At 65.2% G+C, this 16,138-nt stretch carries 15 protein-coding genes; 9 read left to right on the top strand and 6 right to left on the bottom strand.

Going from position 1 to position 16,138, the window contains the following annotated elements; translation table 11 throughout:
• The 4 genes from ACXJ7R_RS10510 to ACXJ7R_RS10495 all read right to left on the bottom strand — a co-directional run.
• On the bottom strand, positions 1 to 670 hold a 670-nt coding region (locus ACXJ7R_RS10510; RefSeq protein ID WP_457151772.1), incomplete at its 3' end, for a sugar phosphate isomerase/epimerase family protein.
• Between the two features lie 139 nt (positions 671 to 809).
• On the bottom strand, positions 810 to 2,348 hold the full coding sequence (locus tag ACXJ7R_RS10505) for a mannitol dehydrogenase family protein (protein WP_457151771.1): 1,539 nt from the start codon (positions 2,346 to 2,348) through the stop codon (positions 810 to 812).
• Positions 2,345 to 3,127 carry an SDR family oxidoreductase gene (locus tag ACXJ7R_RS10500; protein ID WP_457151770.1) on the bottom strand — a complete coding sequence of 261 codons (783 nt, stop codon included), beginning with the start codon at positions 3,125 to 3,127 and terminating at the stop codon, positions 2,345 to 2,347. The genes ACXJ7R_RS10505 and ACXJ7R_RS10500 overlap by 4 nt, the downstream gene beginning before the upstream one ends.
• 78 nt (positions 3,128 to 3,205) lie before the next feature.
• Positions 3,206 to 4,093 (bottom strand): MurR/RpiR family transcriptional regulator, encoded by an 888-nt coding sequence (locus ACXJ7R_RS10495; RefSeq protein WP_457151769.1) that lies wholly within the window; start codon positions 4,091 to 4,093, stop codon positions 3,206 to 3,208.
• Positions 4,094 to 4,218: 125 nt separating this feature from the next.
• Here ACXJ7R_RS10495 and ACXJ7R_RS10490 point away from each other — a divergent pair, with 125 nt between their 5' ends.
• The 8 genes from ACXJ7R_RS10490 (at position 4,219) to ACXJ7R_RS10455 (ending at position 13,781) form a co-directional block, all read left to right on the top strand.
• Positions 4,219 to 5,403, top strand: a complete 1,185-nt coding sequence (locus ACXJ7R_RS10490; protein ID WP_457151768.1) for a Gfo/Idh/MocA family protein — start codon at positions 4,219 to 4,221, stop codon at positions 5,401 to 5,403.
• A 94-nt stretch (positions 5,404 to 5,497) separates the two neighbouring features.
• On the top strand, positions 5,498 to 6,484 hold the full coding sequence (locus ACXJ7R_RS10485) for a L,D-transpeptidase (RefSeq protein ID WP_457151767.1): 987 nt from the start codon (positions 5,498 to 5,500) through the stop codon (positions 6,482 to 6,484).
• 346 nt (positions 6,485 to 6,830) lie between these two features.
• Entirely contained in the window at positions 6,831 to 7,715 is an 885-nt protein-coding gene (locus ACXJ7R_RS10480) for a helix-turn-helix domain-containing protein (RefSeq protein WP_457151766.1), read from the top strand.
• 249 nt (positions 7,716 to 7,964) lie between these two features.
• Positions 7,965 to 9,041 (top strand): ABC transporter substrate-binding protein, encoded by a 1,077-nt coding sequence (locus tag ACXJ7R_RS10475; protein ID WP_457151765.1) that lies wholly within the window; start codon positions 7,965 to 7,967, stop codon positions 9,039 to 9,041.
• A gap of 147 nt (positions 9,042 to 9,188) precedes the next feature.
• Positions 9,189 to 10,010 carry an ATP-binding cassette domain-containing protein gene (locus ACXJ7R_RS10470; protein ID WP_457151764.1) on the top strand — a complete coding sequence of 274 codons (822 nt, stop codon included), beginning with the start codon at positions 9,189 to 9,191 and terminating at the stop codon, positions 10,008 to 10,010.
• Entirely contained in the window at positions 10,007 to 11,260 is a 1,254-nt protein-coding gene (locus ACXJ7R_RS10465; RefSeq protein WP_457151763.1) for a sugar ABC transporter permease, read from the top strand. Before ACXJ7R_RS10470 ends, ACXJ7R_RS10465 begins: the two co-directional genes overlap by 4 nt.
• A 22-nt stretch (positions 11,261 to 11,282) precedes the next feature.
• The gene (locus tag ACXJ7R_RS10460) at positions 11,283 to 12,008 is read left to right on the top strand and encodes an SDR family oxidoreductase (RefSeq protein ID WP_457151762.1); all 726 of its coding nucleotides are present in this window, start codon (positions 11,283 to 11,285) and stop codon (positions 12,006 to 12,008) included.
• A gap of 171 nt (positions 12,009 to 12,179) precedes the next feature.
• Complete coding sequence (locus ACXJ7R_RS10455; RefSeq protein ID WP_457151761.1) at positions 12,180 to 13,781, top strand: FGGY-family carbohydrate kinase; 1,602 nt, start codon at positions 12,180 to 12,182, stop codon at positions 13,779 to 13,781.
• Between the two features lie 69 nt (positions 13,782 to 13,850).
• On the opposite strand, the gene ACXJ7R_RS10450 is transcribed toward ACXJ7R_RS10455, so the two are convergent.
• Entirely contained in the window at positions 13,851 to 14,111 is a 261-nt protein-coding gene (locus ACXJ7R_RS10450) for a hypothetical protein (protein ID WP_457151760.1), read from the bottom strand.
• 207 nt (positions 14,112 to 14,318) lie between these two features.
• Entirely contained in the window at positions 14,319 to 15,566 is a 1,248-nt protein-coding gene (gene dinB / locus ACXJ7R_RS10445; protein WP_457151759.1) for a DNA polymerase IV, read from the bottom strand.
• Positions 15,567 to 15,774: 208 nt separating this feature from the next.
• On the opposite strand from dinB, the gene ACXJ7R_RS10440 reads away from it, so the two are divergent.
• On the top strand, positions 15,775 to 16,138 hold a 364-nt coding region (locus ACXJ7R_RS10440), incomplete at its 3' end, for a DUF899 family protein (RefSeq protein WP_457151758.1).

Here is a 16,138-nt window from a genome sequence, read left to right as displayed (position 1 = left end):
GGTCCTTGGCGTGGGCATGCAGCATGTAGGGGCCGAATTCCCGGATGAAGCGGGCCTGGTCGATCATCTGCCAGACCAGGTGCGAAGGGTCGAAATTCATGCCGACATCGCCGCCCCAGGCTTCCAGGATGCGGCGCCAGACCTGCGGCGAATAGGCGATGTTGTGCCCGCCCGGCCACTCGTCATAGCTGAAGATCATCGGGCAGTTCTCGAAGGCGAGCTTGACGCCATGGCCGCGCGCATGGGCGACGATTTCGGGCCAGACCTTGAGCGCCTCCTGCCAGTTGACGTCGACGGTCTTGGCGGCATCGCCACCGCAAAAAGTGTTGACGACAGTTACGCCCATATTGGCGGCCAGCACGATCACCTTCTTCAGATGGCCGATGACAGCCTCGCGGTGTGCGGCGTCGGGGTGCAGCGGGTTGGGATAGTAGCCGAGGCCGGAGACCGAGAGGTTCTTCTCCGCCAGCAAGGCGACGATCTCCCTGGCCTGCGCGGCGGAAGTCGAGGCGGCGTCGATGTGGCTGGTGCCGGCATAGCGGCGGCTGGCGCCCGACGATTTCGGCCAGCAGGCGATTTCCAGCGCCTCGAAGCCGGCGGAGCTTGCCCAGCCGGCGACCTCGCCAAGCGGCGTCTCCGCGAAAGGTGCGGTGAGTAGTCCAAGTTTCATCATGCCTCCCCTGAACAGTCCATCGTTTCACGGAACGAGGAACCGTTCTATCCCTTTGTTTTTGCCGCAATTCCGGGCGGAAAGCCGTTTCACACTTTTCCTGGAATTGCTCTCGTCGTGGCTTCATGACCGACTTCCACTATGCCGATTGTGCGGGCCGCTTCAACCGTACCGCCTCGCCCTGTTCCAGACTGTGCCTGACGGCGGCCATCGGATCGTCCGACAGCAGCTCGCCGAGCGTTGATGTGACGGACCTGCGGAACACATCGTTCGCGGCAAGGCCGGGCTCGAAAATCGTCTCGATGGCAAGGATGCCGGCCACCAGTGCCTGTGGATCGCGGCCGGTTGCGTCCGATATGTCGGCGACCTTGCCGGCATAGGGGTCCGACACCGGCCAGCGTTTGCCGAACCGTGCCGAGGCCTGGATCAGGTAGGCCATCCAGCCGGCGACCGGGAGCGCCAGCAGCGCGATGCTTTGGCCCTGGCTCAGGCGGTCGCGGATCGGGTTGAGCAGGCGCTGGACGATCTTTTGCGAACCGTCGGTGGCAATCTGGTGGTTGCGGTGGCGGATCGCGATGTTGCGCAGCCGGCCGAGGCTCTGCGCGACATAGGCCAGCGGTTCCATGCCCGGCACCGGCAGCAGCGTCGGCAGCGTCTCTTCGACAAGCATGCGTTGCACAAAGGCCAACAGCAGCGGGTCGGCGATGGCATCGAATGTGTGTTCGAGGCCGGCCAGCACGCCGAGCGTGGCAAGCGTCGTCTGGGCGCCGTTGAGCACCCGCATCTTGAGATGTTCGAACGGCGTGACGTCGTCGACGAAGCTGGCGCCGACCCGATCCCAGCGCGGCACGCGGCCGGCGAATTTCTGCTCGATCACCCACTGCCGGAACGGCTCGCCGACGACGACCGCCGCATCTCGGTAGCCGAAACGCTGCTCGACGCCGTCGAGGTCGGCTTGCGTGACCGCCGGCGCGATGCGGTCGACCATGGCCGACGGGAAGGCGGCGTTGGCCGAGATCCAGTCGGCAAGGCCGTTGCCGCGCCGTTCGGCAAAAGCCTGCACGACATTGGCCAGGATAGTGCCATTGGCCGGGATGTTGTCGCAGGAGAGCAGCGTCAGCGGCCGGCCATGTGTCGCCCGGCGCAATTCCAGCGCCCGCGCCAACAGGCCGGGCACACTGCGTGGCTTCTCGGGGTTGGCGAGGTCGTGGACGATGTCGGGATGGTCGAGATCGAGTTCGCCGCTGGACGGGATGTGGCAATAACCTTTCTCGGTCACCGTCGTCGTCACCAGCTCGATGTCGGAGGAGGACAGCACATCGAGCGCGGGTGCGGCACTCGCCTGGCTGTCGACTACCTCTATGATGCTGCCGATGACGCGCGCCTCGACATTGCCGTTCTCGCGGATCAACCGCGTGTAGAGACAGCCTTGCCGGCCAAGTGTGTCGTCAAGGCTGGGTGGCCGGATGTTGATGCCGACGACGCCCCAGCGGTCGAAATGGCTGGCCAGCAGATCGTCGGTGTATTCGGCCTGGTGGCAGCGGTGGAAGGCGCCGACGCCGAGGTGCGCCATGCCGGGCGCGAGCGCCGCGCGGTCATAGGCCGGTTTCTGGACGGCGGCAGGCAACCGGGCGAGCAGCGCCGGCCCAAGTGTCTCGGGGGAGGGGGCGACGCTCACCGGTTCGCCCTGATCACCCACTGTTCCTGGTCGACCAGCGTGCCGGTCATCGGTCCGGCCGCGTCGGAAAGCAGGAAGACGGCGAGGTTCGCCACATCGCTTGTCGAGAACAGGCGGCCGAAAGGCTGCGAGGCCTTGGCGGCGTCGAGCCAGCCCGGACCATTGCCGAGCGTCTCGGCCTGCATGGTGCGTTCGGCCGGTGTGTCGGTCCAGCCGACATTGATGCCGTTGACGCGGATGCGGTCGAAGCGATGGGCGTTGGCGGCATTCTTGGTCAGCGTCGCCAGCGCGCCCTTGGTGGCCGAGTACACCGCGAGCTCCGGCGAGCCGCAATGGGCATTGATCGACAGGATGTTGACGATGGCGCCGCCCTGGCCGCGCTTCTTCATATCGGCAATCGCCGCCTGCATGAGGAAGAATGGTGCGCGCGCATTGACGGCGAACAGCGCTGCCCAGTCATCGAGGTCGGCATCGAGGAAGGACGCGCGGTCGGTCAGGCCGGCGGCGTTGACAAGGCCATCGATGCGGTCGAAGCGATCGATGCAGGCTTGCGCCAGCAGGGCAGGGGCTTCGGGGTCGGAGAGGTCGGCGGCGACGAAAACAGTGGGCGTGCCGAGCCGCGAAAGCTCGGCTGCCACGGCATCGCCGCGCGCCTTCTCGCGACCGGTGACCAGCAGACCACCGGCGCCCGAACGCGCAAGCGTTTCGGCAATCGCTCGGCCAATGCCTTGCGTCGCGCCGGTGACCAGCACCACCTTGCCTTTGATCTGAAGCTCCATTCCTCCTCCCGGAACAAAGTTTCTATTTTTCGAAATATGGAACGTCAATTCCCGGCAGTCAATTGTGCCAGCAGCGCCTCATTGGCCGCGGCGCGCGACGACTGCGTGGACCAGCGCCATGCCGACGGCCAGCGACGCCGCCAGCGAGCGGAAGCCGGCAAAGTCGGATTCGACCACCTCCAGCCAGGTGTCCGACAGCCGGATCAGCGGGCTGAAGGTGCTGTCGGTGATGGTGACGATGCCGGCGTTGCGCTCATGCGCCACGGCGAYGAGGTCGGGTGTGATCGAATTGTAGGGGCTGAAGGACACCGCCAGAACGGCGTCCTGCCTGCCGATGCAGCCGACCTGGTCGAGCGCGGTGGAGCCGACATTGTCGACCAGCACGTTGCGCACGCCCTGCTGCGAGAGCGTCAGCGACAGATAGGTGGTGACGGGGAAGGCGCGCTTGGAGCCGATGACATAGATCAGGTCGGCGGCCGCCAGCAGCGTCACCATCTTCTCGAAACTCTCGATGTCGAAATCGCTCTCGACGCGGCCAAGCGAGGCCTGTGAGGCGCCGACCATGCCGTGCAGGAAATGCAGGTCGGCGTTGGGTTCGCTCCGCTGCTCGCCGCGTCCGTCCGGCCACGACCCCTTGATATGGTCCTTGAACAGGCCCTGGAAATCGGAAAAGCCGGCATAGCCGAAGATCTGGGCGAAGCGTACCAGCGTCGAGGGCTGCACGCCGGCCTGTGCCGCCACCTGCGCGATGGTGCCGAGCGCGACGTCGCTCGGATGTTGCCACAGGAAGATGGCGACCTGACGCAGCCGCTTGGGGAAATGCACGGTGCCGGACGACAGCACCGCGCGCAACTCCTCATAGGTCTGCGGCTGGATGTAACCGAGTGCCGCCAGCGAGCGTCCGCGTTTGCGGGTCGCCGCCTCGTCTGCAACGGACCGTCCCGATGTTTTGCCTGCCCCACTCATGATTTCAGGCTAGCGCGGCACGATCGTTTTACAATATGGAAATTGGAAATCGTGTTCGAAAGCGCTGGCGGTGTTATCGGCTTGCACCCCCCAGAAATCGCCTGTCCGGAGGAGTTTGAAAAATCATGGTCTATGCAACATCGGACGGCTCGACACGCCAACGCTTGCGGGTCGGCATGGTTGGCGGCGGCCGCAATGCCTTCATCGGCGCCGTGCACCGGCTGGCCATGCGCCTCGACGACCAGATCGTTCTGGTCGCCGGCGCGCTGTCCTCCGACCCGGAGAACGCCGCCGCATCGGCCGCCGAGATCGGTATGGCGCCGGAGCGCAGCTATGCCGATTATCGCGTGATGGCGCAGGCCGAAGCCGCGCGACCGGACGGCATCGAGGCCGTCGTCATCGTCACGCCAAACCATCTGCATGCACCAATCGCGACAGCCTTCCTCGAAGCCGGCATCGACGTGATCTGCGACAAGCCGCTGTCGACGACGCTGGCCGACGCCGAAGCGCTGGTGGCGCTCGCGCGGTCGAAGAAACGCCGCTTCGTCGTCACTCTTAACAACACCGGCTACGCCATGGTCCGCCAGGCGCGCGAGATGGTGGCGGCGGGCGAACTCGGGCGCATCGTGTCGGTGCATGGCGCCTACATACAGGACTGGCTGACCAGGCCGATCGACGCCGAAGGCCAGAAGCAGGCGGAGTGGCGCACCGACCCGGCGCGCGCTGGGCAGTCGGCGGTGCTGGCCGATATCGGCGTGCATGCCTTCAATCTGGCAAGCTACATCTCGGGCTGTGAGGCCGAGGCGGTTTCGGCCGACCTGTTCACCGCGGTGCCGGGGCGCCGGCTCGACGACAATGCGCATGTGCTGGTGCGCTGGACCGGCGGAGCGCGCGGCACAATCCTGGCCAGCCAGACATCGCCCGGCCACTACAATGATTTGTCCGTGCGCATCTATGGCGACAGAGCCGGGCTGGAATGGTCGGGCGCGCGGCCTGAGGAACTGCGCTTCTCCATCTACGGCGAGGAAAGCCGCACGCTGGTGCGCGGCGGCCATGGCTCAACGCAAGAGAGCCGGCGGGTGTCGCGCATGCCGGCGGCGCATCCTGAAGGTTACATCGAGGCCTTCGCCAATTTCTACCGCGACGCCGCCGATATCATTCGCGCGCATCGCTCGGGCGCGGCGGTCGATCCGGCCCGAGCGGCGCAAGTGCCTGACGTCGTCGACGGCGCGCGCGGCGTGAAGTTCGTCGCGGCGGCGGTGGAGTCGAATGCGGCTGGTGGAGCGTGGACGCAAGCCCGGTTCGGGTGAGAGCGAGGCGCGACCCGATCCGCCCAAACATGACCGCTTCTATCCGGGCCGGAAAGCCTCTAGACTGACGGCTGGTCATGACGAGGGGGGCGGCATGGGTCTCGACAGACGGCATTTGGTGCTTGGCGCCGGCGTGCTGGCGTTGTTGCCGGCGGTACGAAGCTTCGCCGCCGAGACGCTTGAGGACATCAAGGATCTCAAGCCCGGCGAGTTCACCTGGCATCCGGAACGCCAGAAGAAGGGGCCGGTCGCCATCATCGTCTCCTTGCCGCAGCAACGTGTGCATGTTTATCGCAACGGCGTGCGCATAGCAGTCTCGACCTGTTCGTCCGGCAAGCCCGGACATGAGACGCCGACCGGCATCTTCGTCATTCTCCAAAAGGACAAGGACCACAAGTCGAGCACCTACAATGATGCGCCGATGCCGAACATGAACCGGCTGACATGGTCGGGTATCGCGCTGCATGCCGGCAATCTGCCGGGCTATCCCGCCTCGCATGGCTGCGTGCGGCTGCCGCTCGCCTTTTCCAGCAATCTGTTCGGCATCACCCATATCGGCACGCCGGTCATCATTTCGGGCGCGCGCGGTGACCCGGCCGAACTGACCAATCCCGGAATGGTGCTGGGTGGCTACGCGGCCGGGCAGTTCCAGAACGTCGTCGCTTCCAAGGACGGCCACAAGCGCGCCGCCGACTGGGTCGAGCCGGAGGACTTCCCGGTCACCTCGATCATCGCCTCGTCGGGCGACAAGCAGATCATGCTGATCGAGAACGGCGTGGTCGTCGCGCAGGCGCCATTGACCATCACCGGCTCCGGCGGGCTTGGCAGCCATGTGCTGACCTTGCAGGTGGCGGGAGCCGCCAATGACTGGCAATGGGTCGACATCAGCCGCAGCGCCAGTTCCGGCTCGTTCTTCAATAATGAGCAAGACATGCTCAAGCGGCTCAGCACGCAAAAGAGCTTCCTCGACGCCATGCAGGCGAGGATGCATCCGGGCATGGTGATGGTGCTCACCGACGCGCCGCTGCATCCCGATAGCCGCTCCGGCCAGGACTTCGTCGTCATGTCGGCGACGGACTGAGGAGGTTTCCGCTTACGGCGGTCGCGCACGAGGGCGACTTTGACCCAGCTTGAGTGGTTTGATCCGAGGCGGATGGGCTGGGAGGGCAGGTTCAACAGGGGCAGTTGCCCTCGGCCCGAACCAGGCGCGTTGCGGTCAGCGGTTCTGATCCCATCCTGCCCGAATATTGCCTTTCCGTGTCCCTTTCCCGGTTAAAAAAGTATCATCCACTGCCCTGAATCGTGGTGGCGCCTGCTGTCATGAGCCGGTAGCGTGGTCTCGAAATGCAGAGCCGAAACCAATTCGGCCGGTTAGGGAATGTGGGTCGAACGCGGCAACGATCCGTGCTGGCCCGGAGGAGACGGACATGGAACCGGACCTGGAAGTTGTCCAGATACGACGCGGTGAGTCCTTCAAGGCGTGGTCGCATGGCTACCCCTTCCACACGGTGCGTTGGCATTTCCATCCCGAATATGAACTGCATCAGGTGATCTTCACCAACGGCCGCTATTTCGTCGGCGACTTCATCGGCGAGTTCGAGCCAGGCAATCTGGTGCTGACCGGACCCAACCTGCCGCACAATTGGGTGAGCGATATCCCGAGGGACAGCTCCGTTCCGCTGCGCGGCCGCATCATCCAGTTTTCGGAAAGCTTCATTGGTGATGCCATGCATGTGCTGCCGGAACTGGCGGGGCTCGGGCCACTGCTCGAGGCGTCGCGGCGCGGCGTGCTGTTTTCCAGCCGCACCAGCAAGGAGCTGGCGCCGCTGATGGAAGAGATGATGCAGGCGCAAGGCGTGCGCCGCATCGAGCTGTTCATGATGATATCGGGCCTGCTCAGCCGGGCCCAGGAGTTCCAGCTGCTCGCCAGCGCCAGCTACCGGCCGGATCCCTCGGGCTACATGACCGCCGGCATGAACAAGGCGTTGGCTTATATCCGTGAAAACCTGACGCAGCTGTTTGACGAGACGGATCTGGCGGCCATCGCCGGCCAGTCGACCGGCGCCTTCTCACGCTCGTTTCGCCGCCACACCGGCATGTCGCTGGTGCAATATGTCAAGCGGCTGCGCATCAACCTCGCCTGCCAGATCCTGATGAGCGACGAGCAAGCCTCGATCACCGACATCTGCTACGAGGTCGGCTTCAACAATCTGTCCAATTTCAACCGGCAGTTCTTGGCGGAGAAGGGCATGCCGCCCTCGCGTTTCAGGCGCCTGCTGGCCGACAACATCAACGCGGGAAAAGCCGCTTAACGGAGGAGCCAGGGAGGACCCAAGGGAGGAACCACATTTTTCGCCTGACAACGTGGCCCGCATAACGCGGTCCGCGATGGAGAGCGCTTGTCCTAGAAATCCTTCGCCAGCGGAGGATGTCGGCGCGGCCAAGAGGCCGGTGCCGGGCCCTGGTTCCCAATTGCAGTTGGGGCGAGGGCGGAGGCGTGTCTTCACAACATAGCAGTCAACGACCTTCTTACAACCATATCCAGAAACGGAGAAGACCGAATGACCCGATTTTCATCTTCATTGAAGTCCGCCGGCATGGCAGCAATTGCGCTGTCGCTGCTGGCCGGCACCGCCGCGATCGCAAGGGCGGCCGAGGTCACCGACGCCACCGTCGCCTTCCTGATGCCCGACCAGGCCTCGACCCGCTACGAACAGCATGACTATCCCGGCTTTGCCGCCGAGATGAAGAAGCTGTGCCCGGGCTGCAAGGTGCTCTACCAGAACGCCGATGCCGACGCTTCGCGCCAGCAGCAGCAGTTCAACTCGGTGATCTCGCAGGGCGCCAAGGCGATCGTGCTCGATCCCGTGGACTCGACCGCCGCCGCCTCCCTAGTCAAGCTGGCGCAGAGCCAGGGCATCAAGGTCATCGCCTATGACCGGCCTATCCCGACCGCACCGGCCGACTTCTATGTCTCGTTCAACAATGAAGGCATCGGCAAGGCGATCGCCGACTCGCTGGTCGCGCATCTGAAGGCGCTCAAGGTCGATCCGGCCACCGGTGGCGTTTTGCAGATCAACGGCTCGCCGACCGACGCGGCGGCTGGGCTGATCAAGAAGGGCATCCATGAAGGCCTCGACAACAGCGGCTACCAGATCCTGGCCGAATACGACACGCCGGAATGGGCGCCGCCGAAGGCGCAGCAATGGGCCGGCGGCCAGATCACCCGCTTCGGGCCCAAGATCCTCGGCGTCGTGGCCGCCAATGACGGCACCGGTGGTGGCGCCATCGCGGCCTTCAAGGCAGCCGGCGTCGATCCGGTGCCGCCGGTGACCGGCAACGACGCGACGATCGCCGCCTTGCAGCTGATCATCGCCGGCGACCAGTACAACACCATCTCCAAGCCGAGCGAGATCGTGGCGGCGGCTGCTGCCAACGTCGCCATCAAGCTGCTTTCGGGCGAGACGCCGAAGGCCGAGATGACGCTGTACGATACGCCGTCGCAGCTGTTCACGCCGGCGGTGGTGACGCAGGAAAACCTGAAGGCCGAGATCATCGACAAGAAGATCAACACCGCGGCCGAACTCTGCGTCGATCGCTACGCGGAGGGTTGCAAGAAGCTGGGCATCGGGAACTGACCGCGACCCTTGCCCCGTTCCGCTGCCTGGCCGAACAATAGGCTGGAGCCCCACCCCGAATGCATCGGGGTGGAACAGGCTCCGGCGGCGGCCAGGCAGCGCCTACCCGCTTTTTGAACCGGTCCTTTCTTGAAAGGTATTCCAGGCATGATCGATACCCCGGACGAACCGGTTCCGACAGGCGAGCTGGTGCTCAGCCTGCGCGGCATTTCGAAGAATTTCGGCGCCGTCTCGGCGCTCACCGACATCGATCTCGATGTCCATGCCGGCGAGGTGGTGGCGCTGGTTGGCGACAACGGCGCCGGCAAGTCGACGCTGGTCAAGATCCTGGCCGGCGTGCATCAGCCAAGCTCGGGCACCATCAGCTATCTCGGCAGGCAGGTGACGCTGGCCGACCCGAGTGCGGCGCTCACGCTCGGCATCGCCACCGTGTTCCAGGACCTGGCGCTGTGCGAGAACCTCGACATCGTCGCCAACATCTTCCTCGGCCGCGAGCTCAACCCGCTGCGGCTGGACGAGGTGGCGATGGAAGTGCGCGCCTGGACGCTGCTCAATGAGCTGTCGGCGCGCATCCCCAGTGTGCGCGAAGTCGTTGCGTCGCTGTCGGGCGGCCAGCGCCAGACGGTGGCGATCGCCCGCTCGCTGCTGCTCGAACCCAAGCTCATCCTGCTCGACGAGCCGACGGCGGCGCTTGGTGTCGCACAGACTGCCGAAGTGCTCAACCTGATCGAGCGGGTGCGCGACCGCGGCCTCGGCGTCGTCATCATCAGCCACAACATGGAAGACGTGCGCGCGGTCGCCGACCGCATCGTGGTGCTGCGGCTTGGCCGCAACAACGGCATCTTCACCCCCGACGCCTCGAACCAGGAGCTGGTCAGCGCCATCACCGGCGCGTCGAACAATTCGGTGTCGCGACGGGCCGAACGCCGGCAAGCCCGACAGGATCATACCCAGGAGCCACGCCCATGAGCCGTCAAGTGGAACAGGCAGCTCCGCCGCAGCTCGACCGCGCCGACGTGCGCGTCAAGCACGAGGCGGGCTTGAGCGGCAGCATCCGCGCCTTCGTCGACCGCGTGCGCTCGGGCGATCTCGGCTCGCTGCCGGTCATCGTCGGGCTGGTCATCATCTGGACGGTGTTCGCCAGCATCAATCCGATCTTCCTGTCGAGCAGCAACCTGGTCAATCTGCTGTTCGATTCCTCCACAGTCGGAGTCATCGCGCTCGGCATCGTCTGCGTTTTGATGGTCGGCGAGATCGACCTGTCGGTCGGCTCGATCAGCGGCTTTGCCTCGGCGCTGGTTGGCACGCTTTGGGTCAACCAGGGCTGGCCGGTGGCGCTCGCCATCCTCGCCGCGGTCGCCGTCGGCGGCTTCATCGGCGCGCTTTACGCGCTGCTGTTCAACCGGCTCGGCATGCCGAGCTTCGTCTCGACGCTCGCAGGACTGCTCGCGGTGCTCGGCCTGCAGCTCTACATCCTTGGCTCCACCGGCTCGATCAACCTGCCTTACGGCTCGAACCTGGTTAATTTCGGCCAGCTTCTGGTGATGCCGAAATTCGTGTCGTTCGGGCTGGCGGCGGTGCCTGGCATCGTCATGCTGATCACCGGCCTGCGCACCGTTGCGCGCCGGCGCGCCGCCAACCTGTCGGCACCCTCGACCGGCGGCATCGTCACGCGGGCGGTGGCGATCACGATCGTGCTCGAACTCATCGTCTTCTATCTCAACCAGGCGCGCGGCATTCCGTGGATGTTCGGCCTGTTCGTCGGCCTGGTCATTGCCATGCACTACGCGCTGACGCGGACGAAATGGGGCCGCTCGATGTCAGCGGTCGGCGGCAACCGCGAGGCGGCGCGGCGCGCCGGCATCAATGTGCGGCTGATCTATTCCAGCGCCTTCGTGCTGTGCTCGATGCTGGCCGCTTTCGGCGGCGTGCTGTCGGCGGCCCGGCTTGCGTCGGCCAGCCAGCAGGCCGGCACCGGCGACGTCAATCTCAACGCCATCGCGGCGGCCGTCATCGGCGGCACCAGCCTGTTCGGCGGCCGCGGCAGCGCCTATTCGGCACTGCTCGGCATCATCGTCATCCAGTCGATCGCCAGCGGCTTGACGCTGCTCGATCTGTCCTCGTCGCTTCGGTACATGATCACAGGCGCCGTGCTTGCCATAGCAGTCATCGTCGACTCGCTGGCCCGCCGTTCGCGTGTTTCCCATGGCCGGGCCTGAACCCATCAACAGGAAGAGAGATATGACTCAACTGTCCGGAAAAGTTGCGGCCGTCACCGGGGCGGCGTCGGGGATCGGCCTCGAATGCGCAAGATACATGCTGGCGGCGGGCGCCAGCGTCGTGCTGGTCGACCGCGCCGAGGCGACGCTGAACAGCCTGTGCGCCGAACTCGGCCCCAAGGCGATCCCGCTGGTGATCGACCTGATGCAGCCATCAAGCGTCGCCACCATGATGCCGCAGATCCTGGAAAAGGCCGGGCAGCTCGACATCTTCCATGCTAATGCCGGCGCCTATGTGGGCGGCGAGGTGCTGACCGGCGATCCCGACACCTGGGACCGCATGCTGAACCTCAACATCAACGCCGTGTTCCGCTCCATCCACGCGGTGCTGCCGCATATGGTCGAGCGCAAGACCGGCGACATCATCGTCACCAGTTCGATCGCCGGGCTGGTTCCGGTGGTCTGGGAGCCGATCTACACGGCCTCAAAGCATGCCGTGCAGGCCTTCGTCCACACGGTGCGCCGGCAGGTTGCCAAGCACGGCCTGCGCGTCGGCGCGGTGGCACCTGGCCCGGTGGTGACCGCGCTGGTCGACGACTGGCCGAAAGCCAAGCTCGAGGAAGAGCTCGCCGCCGGCGGCCTGATGCAGCCGCGCGAGGTCGCCGAGGCAGTGATGTTCATGCTGACCCGGCCGCGCAACGTGACGATCCGGGATCTGGTGATCCTGCCGCAGAGCAATGATCTTTAAGGGAGTAGGGGAATAGGGGAGTACGGGAGTAGGGCACTAGGGCACTAGGGCAGTATGCTGTCGTGCGATCCAAAGTCCGGGCTCAAATCTAGTCGCCATTCGTCTGCTGCCTATTCCCCTACTGCCCTACTCCCTTACTCCCCCGCTACCCTAACCGAAAGGTTTCCCCCCATGCCCCATTATCTCGGCATCGACGTCGGCACCGGCAGCGCGCGGGCAGGGGTGTTCGACCAGGCGGGAAACCTGCTTGCCTCGGCCAAGCAGGACATCGAGGTCTGGCGCGAGGCCGGCGACATCGTCGAGCAGTCGAGCAACGACATCTGGCGGGCGGTCTGCATTGCCACCCGCGCCGCTGTCGCTGAGGCCGGCATAGCGCCCGAGGCGATCGCCGGCATCGGTTTCGACGCCACATGTTCGCTGGTGGTGCTGGGTGAGGGCGGCGTGCCGTTGCCGGTGGGCCCGTCCAACAATCCCGAACGCAACATCATCGTCTGGATGGATCACCGCGCGATCGAGCAGACGCGCCGCATCAACCGCAGCGGCGCTGCGGTGCTGAGCTATGTCGGCGGCGTCATCTCGCCTGAGATGGAGACACCGAAACTTCTGTGGCTTGCGGAAAACATGCCCGCCACCTTCAACGCCGCCTGGCAGTTCCTGGACCTCGCCGATTTCCTGACCTGGCGGGCGACTGGCAGCCTTGCCCGCTCGGTCTGCACGGTGACCTGCAAATGGACTTATCTGGCGCATGAGAGCCGCTGGGATGAGACATATTTCCGCAACGTCGGCCTCGGCGCGCTGGCCGACGAGGCGTTTGCGCGCATCGGCACCGAGATCGTGCCGGCGGGAGCATCGCTGGGCGGCGGACTGATCGGGCAGGCGGCGGCCGACCTTGGCCTCGCCCCCGGCACCGCGGTGGCGGCCGGGCTGATCGATGCGCATGCCGGCGGTGTCGGCACGGTCGGGGCGCGCGGCGATTTCGGCAGTGTCCTGTCGCGCATGGCCTATGTCTTCGGCACCTCGGCCTGCACCCTGTCGTCGACCGCCAAACCGGCCTTCGTCGACGGCGTCTGGGGTCCGTATTTCTCGGCCATGGTGCCGGGGCTGTGGCTGAACGAGGGTGGTCAATCGGCGGCAGGTGCGGCCATCGACCATCTTGTGCGCATGCACCCGGCGGCCGGCGAAGCCGCGGCCAGGGCGCAGGCCGAAGGGCTCAGCCTCAGCGCCTGGCTGTCGCTGCAGGCGCAAGGCCGTGGGGGTGCCGCAGCAATGCCGGCGCTGGTCGGCGAGATCCATGTCGTGCCGGAATTCCTCGGCAACCGCGCACCTTTCGCCGACCCAGATGCGCGCGCGCTGATTGCCGGGCTCGATCTCGACACCGGCCACGACAGCCTGGTCGGGCTGTATGTCGCCGGCGTCTGCGGGCTGGGCTACGGCGCGCGCCAGATCGTGCGAGCCGAGCATGAGAAGGGCATTCCTGTCGACACCATCGTCGTCAGCGGCGGCGCCGGGCAAAGCCCGCTGGTGCGCCAGCTGCTGGCCGACACGACAGGCATGGTGGTGGTGGCGTCGACCTCGCCGGAGCCGGTGCTGCTAGGCTCGGCGATGTTGGGCGCCGTCGCCGCAGGAGCATACAAGGACCTGGTGACGGCCATGGCGGGCATGTCGGAACTCGGCGAGGTCTATCATCCCAACGCTTCGCTGTCCGGCTGGCACGCCAAGCGTTTCGCGGCGTTCGAGCTGTTGCAGCAAGCCGGCAAGGCGATCAGAGGCTGAAGCAGGCAGCCACAAGGATGGCGTTGAACGGCAGAGGAACACACGTACGCTTAGCTGTGTGTCGTCGTCTCATTGAACAGACTGGATGAGCCATAGGAGAGCCAGAAGGTTGGCGAGCGACATGCCGGCCGGGCCGAAGGTTTTCATCCGATCATCGATCGTGGCGCCTATGATAGCATCCCCAGCCTGCACAAGGATCATTATCCAGGCGACGGCTTCAAGCCATTCCGTCGAACCCGTAAAAAACGGCACGGCGCTTGCGACCACCAAGGCCACGCTGCGTGCACAACCGTAGAAAGCTATTGTCCGGGCGTTGCCGGTTTCGTTCATGGCCGCAGCCAAGGAGAAACCGAGACTGACGACCGCGCTGAGAGCTGTGACTGACGCGCAAACGATGAAGGCTGTGAACATCGCATTCCATGGCTTGTGGCCGCTATACCTTACTCGAATAGCCAGGGCCTGAAATCAAGTCACTCTTTTGCTGCTACCAGTTACAACTCGCGGTCATATGCAGGGCACGATTGGCTTCGGCTGCCCTCAGAGCTCCTTCTGCGCCAATTCCCTGAATTCGTCGGGTACGGAGCGTGCGGCCTCCAGCGCCACCGTGCCGTAGCCGACCGCCTGCTTGCCAAAGCGCTCGCGGATCTTGTCGATGGCGCGGTCGGCACCGAAGCGTGCCAGGCCTTTTCGGGTGCCCGGACGGCGCTTCTCATCGGCGAGGCCGAGCGGCAGTTCGAGTTGCAACTCGGCACTTTCCTCGAGATGCGAGACCGAGATCGCCAGCAGCGAGATCGTCTTCTCGTGCGGGTGGTCGTCGAGCAAGCCGCGCACCAGGTCGCCGGCGATCTCGGCCAGCATCGTGGTCGCCGCAATCGGCTGGTCAAGCGTGATCGAGCGCGTGACAGCGCTGAGATCGGCAAAGCGCACGCGCACTGTCACCGTGCGGCCGGGCCTTGCCTTGGCGCGCAGCCGGCTGGCGACGCGGTCGGCCAGGTGCAGCAAAGTGGGCACGATGATCCGCGCCACGGCAGGCTTTTGCCCAAGTGCCGATTGCGCGCCGGCCGAGTGCGCCCGGCGCTTCGCCTCCAGTTTGCGCGGGTCGCGGTTCCATGACAGCGCCGACAGCTTTTCGCCGGCGGCGGGACCGAGCAGCCGCGCCAGCGCGCCGCTGTGTGTCCTGGCCAACTGGCCGATGGTCTCGATGCCGATTTCGGCCAGCCGCGCCTTCGTCGCCGGGCCGACGCCCCACATCAGCCCGACCGGCAGGTCGTGCAGGAAGGCGATCTCGGTGCCGGGTTCGACCACCACCAGCCCGTCGGGCTTGGCGACCTGCGAGGCGATCTTGGCCAGATGCTTGGTGCGCGCCACGCCGATCGAGATCGGTAGGCCGAGCTCGGCCCGGACGCGGCGGCGGATGGTCGTGGCGATCTCTAGCGGGGACCCGAACAGGTGTGTGCAGCCGGCGACATCGGCAAAGGCCTCGTCGATGGAGATGCGCTCGACCACGGGCGTGAAGTCGTCGAGCACCTTGATCGCGGCGTCGCCCAGGCGCTGGTAGTCGCTGAAATTGCCGCCGACGAAGATCAGATGCGGGCAGAGCTCGCGCGCCTTGCGTCCCGGCATGCCGCCGCGCACGCCAAAGGCGCGGGCTTCATAGGAGGCTGCGAGCACCACGCCGCCGCCGACCGCGATCGGCTTGCCGCGCAGCGACGGATCGAGCAACTGCTCGACCGAAGCATAGAAGGCGTCGAGATCGGCATGCAGGATGGTGGCTGTCGTTTCCATCCCGACCGCACATCCGCAGTTGCTGATAGATTGGAACATATAGAGAACAAAGCGCGCACGACTGTCAAGCTGAATGTCGACGTCCGGTGCCATCAGCCGCGTTCTTCAGCACAAATTGCACAGGTGACGTCGGATCGCGGTTTTCAACAACGTCTTAAAGACAGGCAACGAGACCGTCAGCATACGCCAGAGGCGGAAGGAGGACGACATGACCGACCACATCATCGCGCCTTACACGGATTGGTTTGAAGCGCACAAAGCGCATCTCGGGAAAGAAAAGGCGTTTACGCGCCAGCGTCAACAACTCGCGGCGGACCGACGGGCACTGCCATGGCTTCGGATCGACAAGCCCTACGAGTTCGACACGACCCAGGGAAGGAAATCGCTGGCCGATCTCTTCAAGAACCGCAGCCAGCTGATCATTTATCACTTCATGTTTCCGCCCAATGCAGACTATCGGTGCACCGGCTGTTCATTCCTTTGCGACCACATCGACGCCGCCAACCAGCATCTGATGCATCACGACGTCTCCCTGGCCGTCTGCTCGCGTGCTCCTCTCGCCGAGCTACAGG

It is taken from the genome of Mesorhizobium sp. P5_C1 (assembly GCF_054049815.1).
This window is presented reverse-complemented; position numbering and strand designations above follow the sequence as displayed.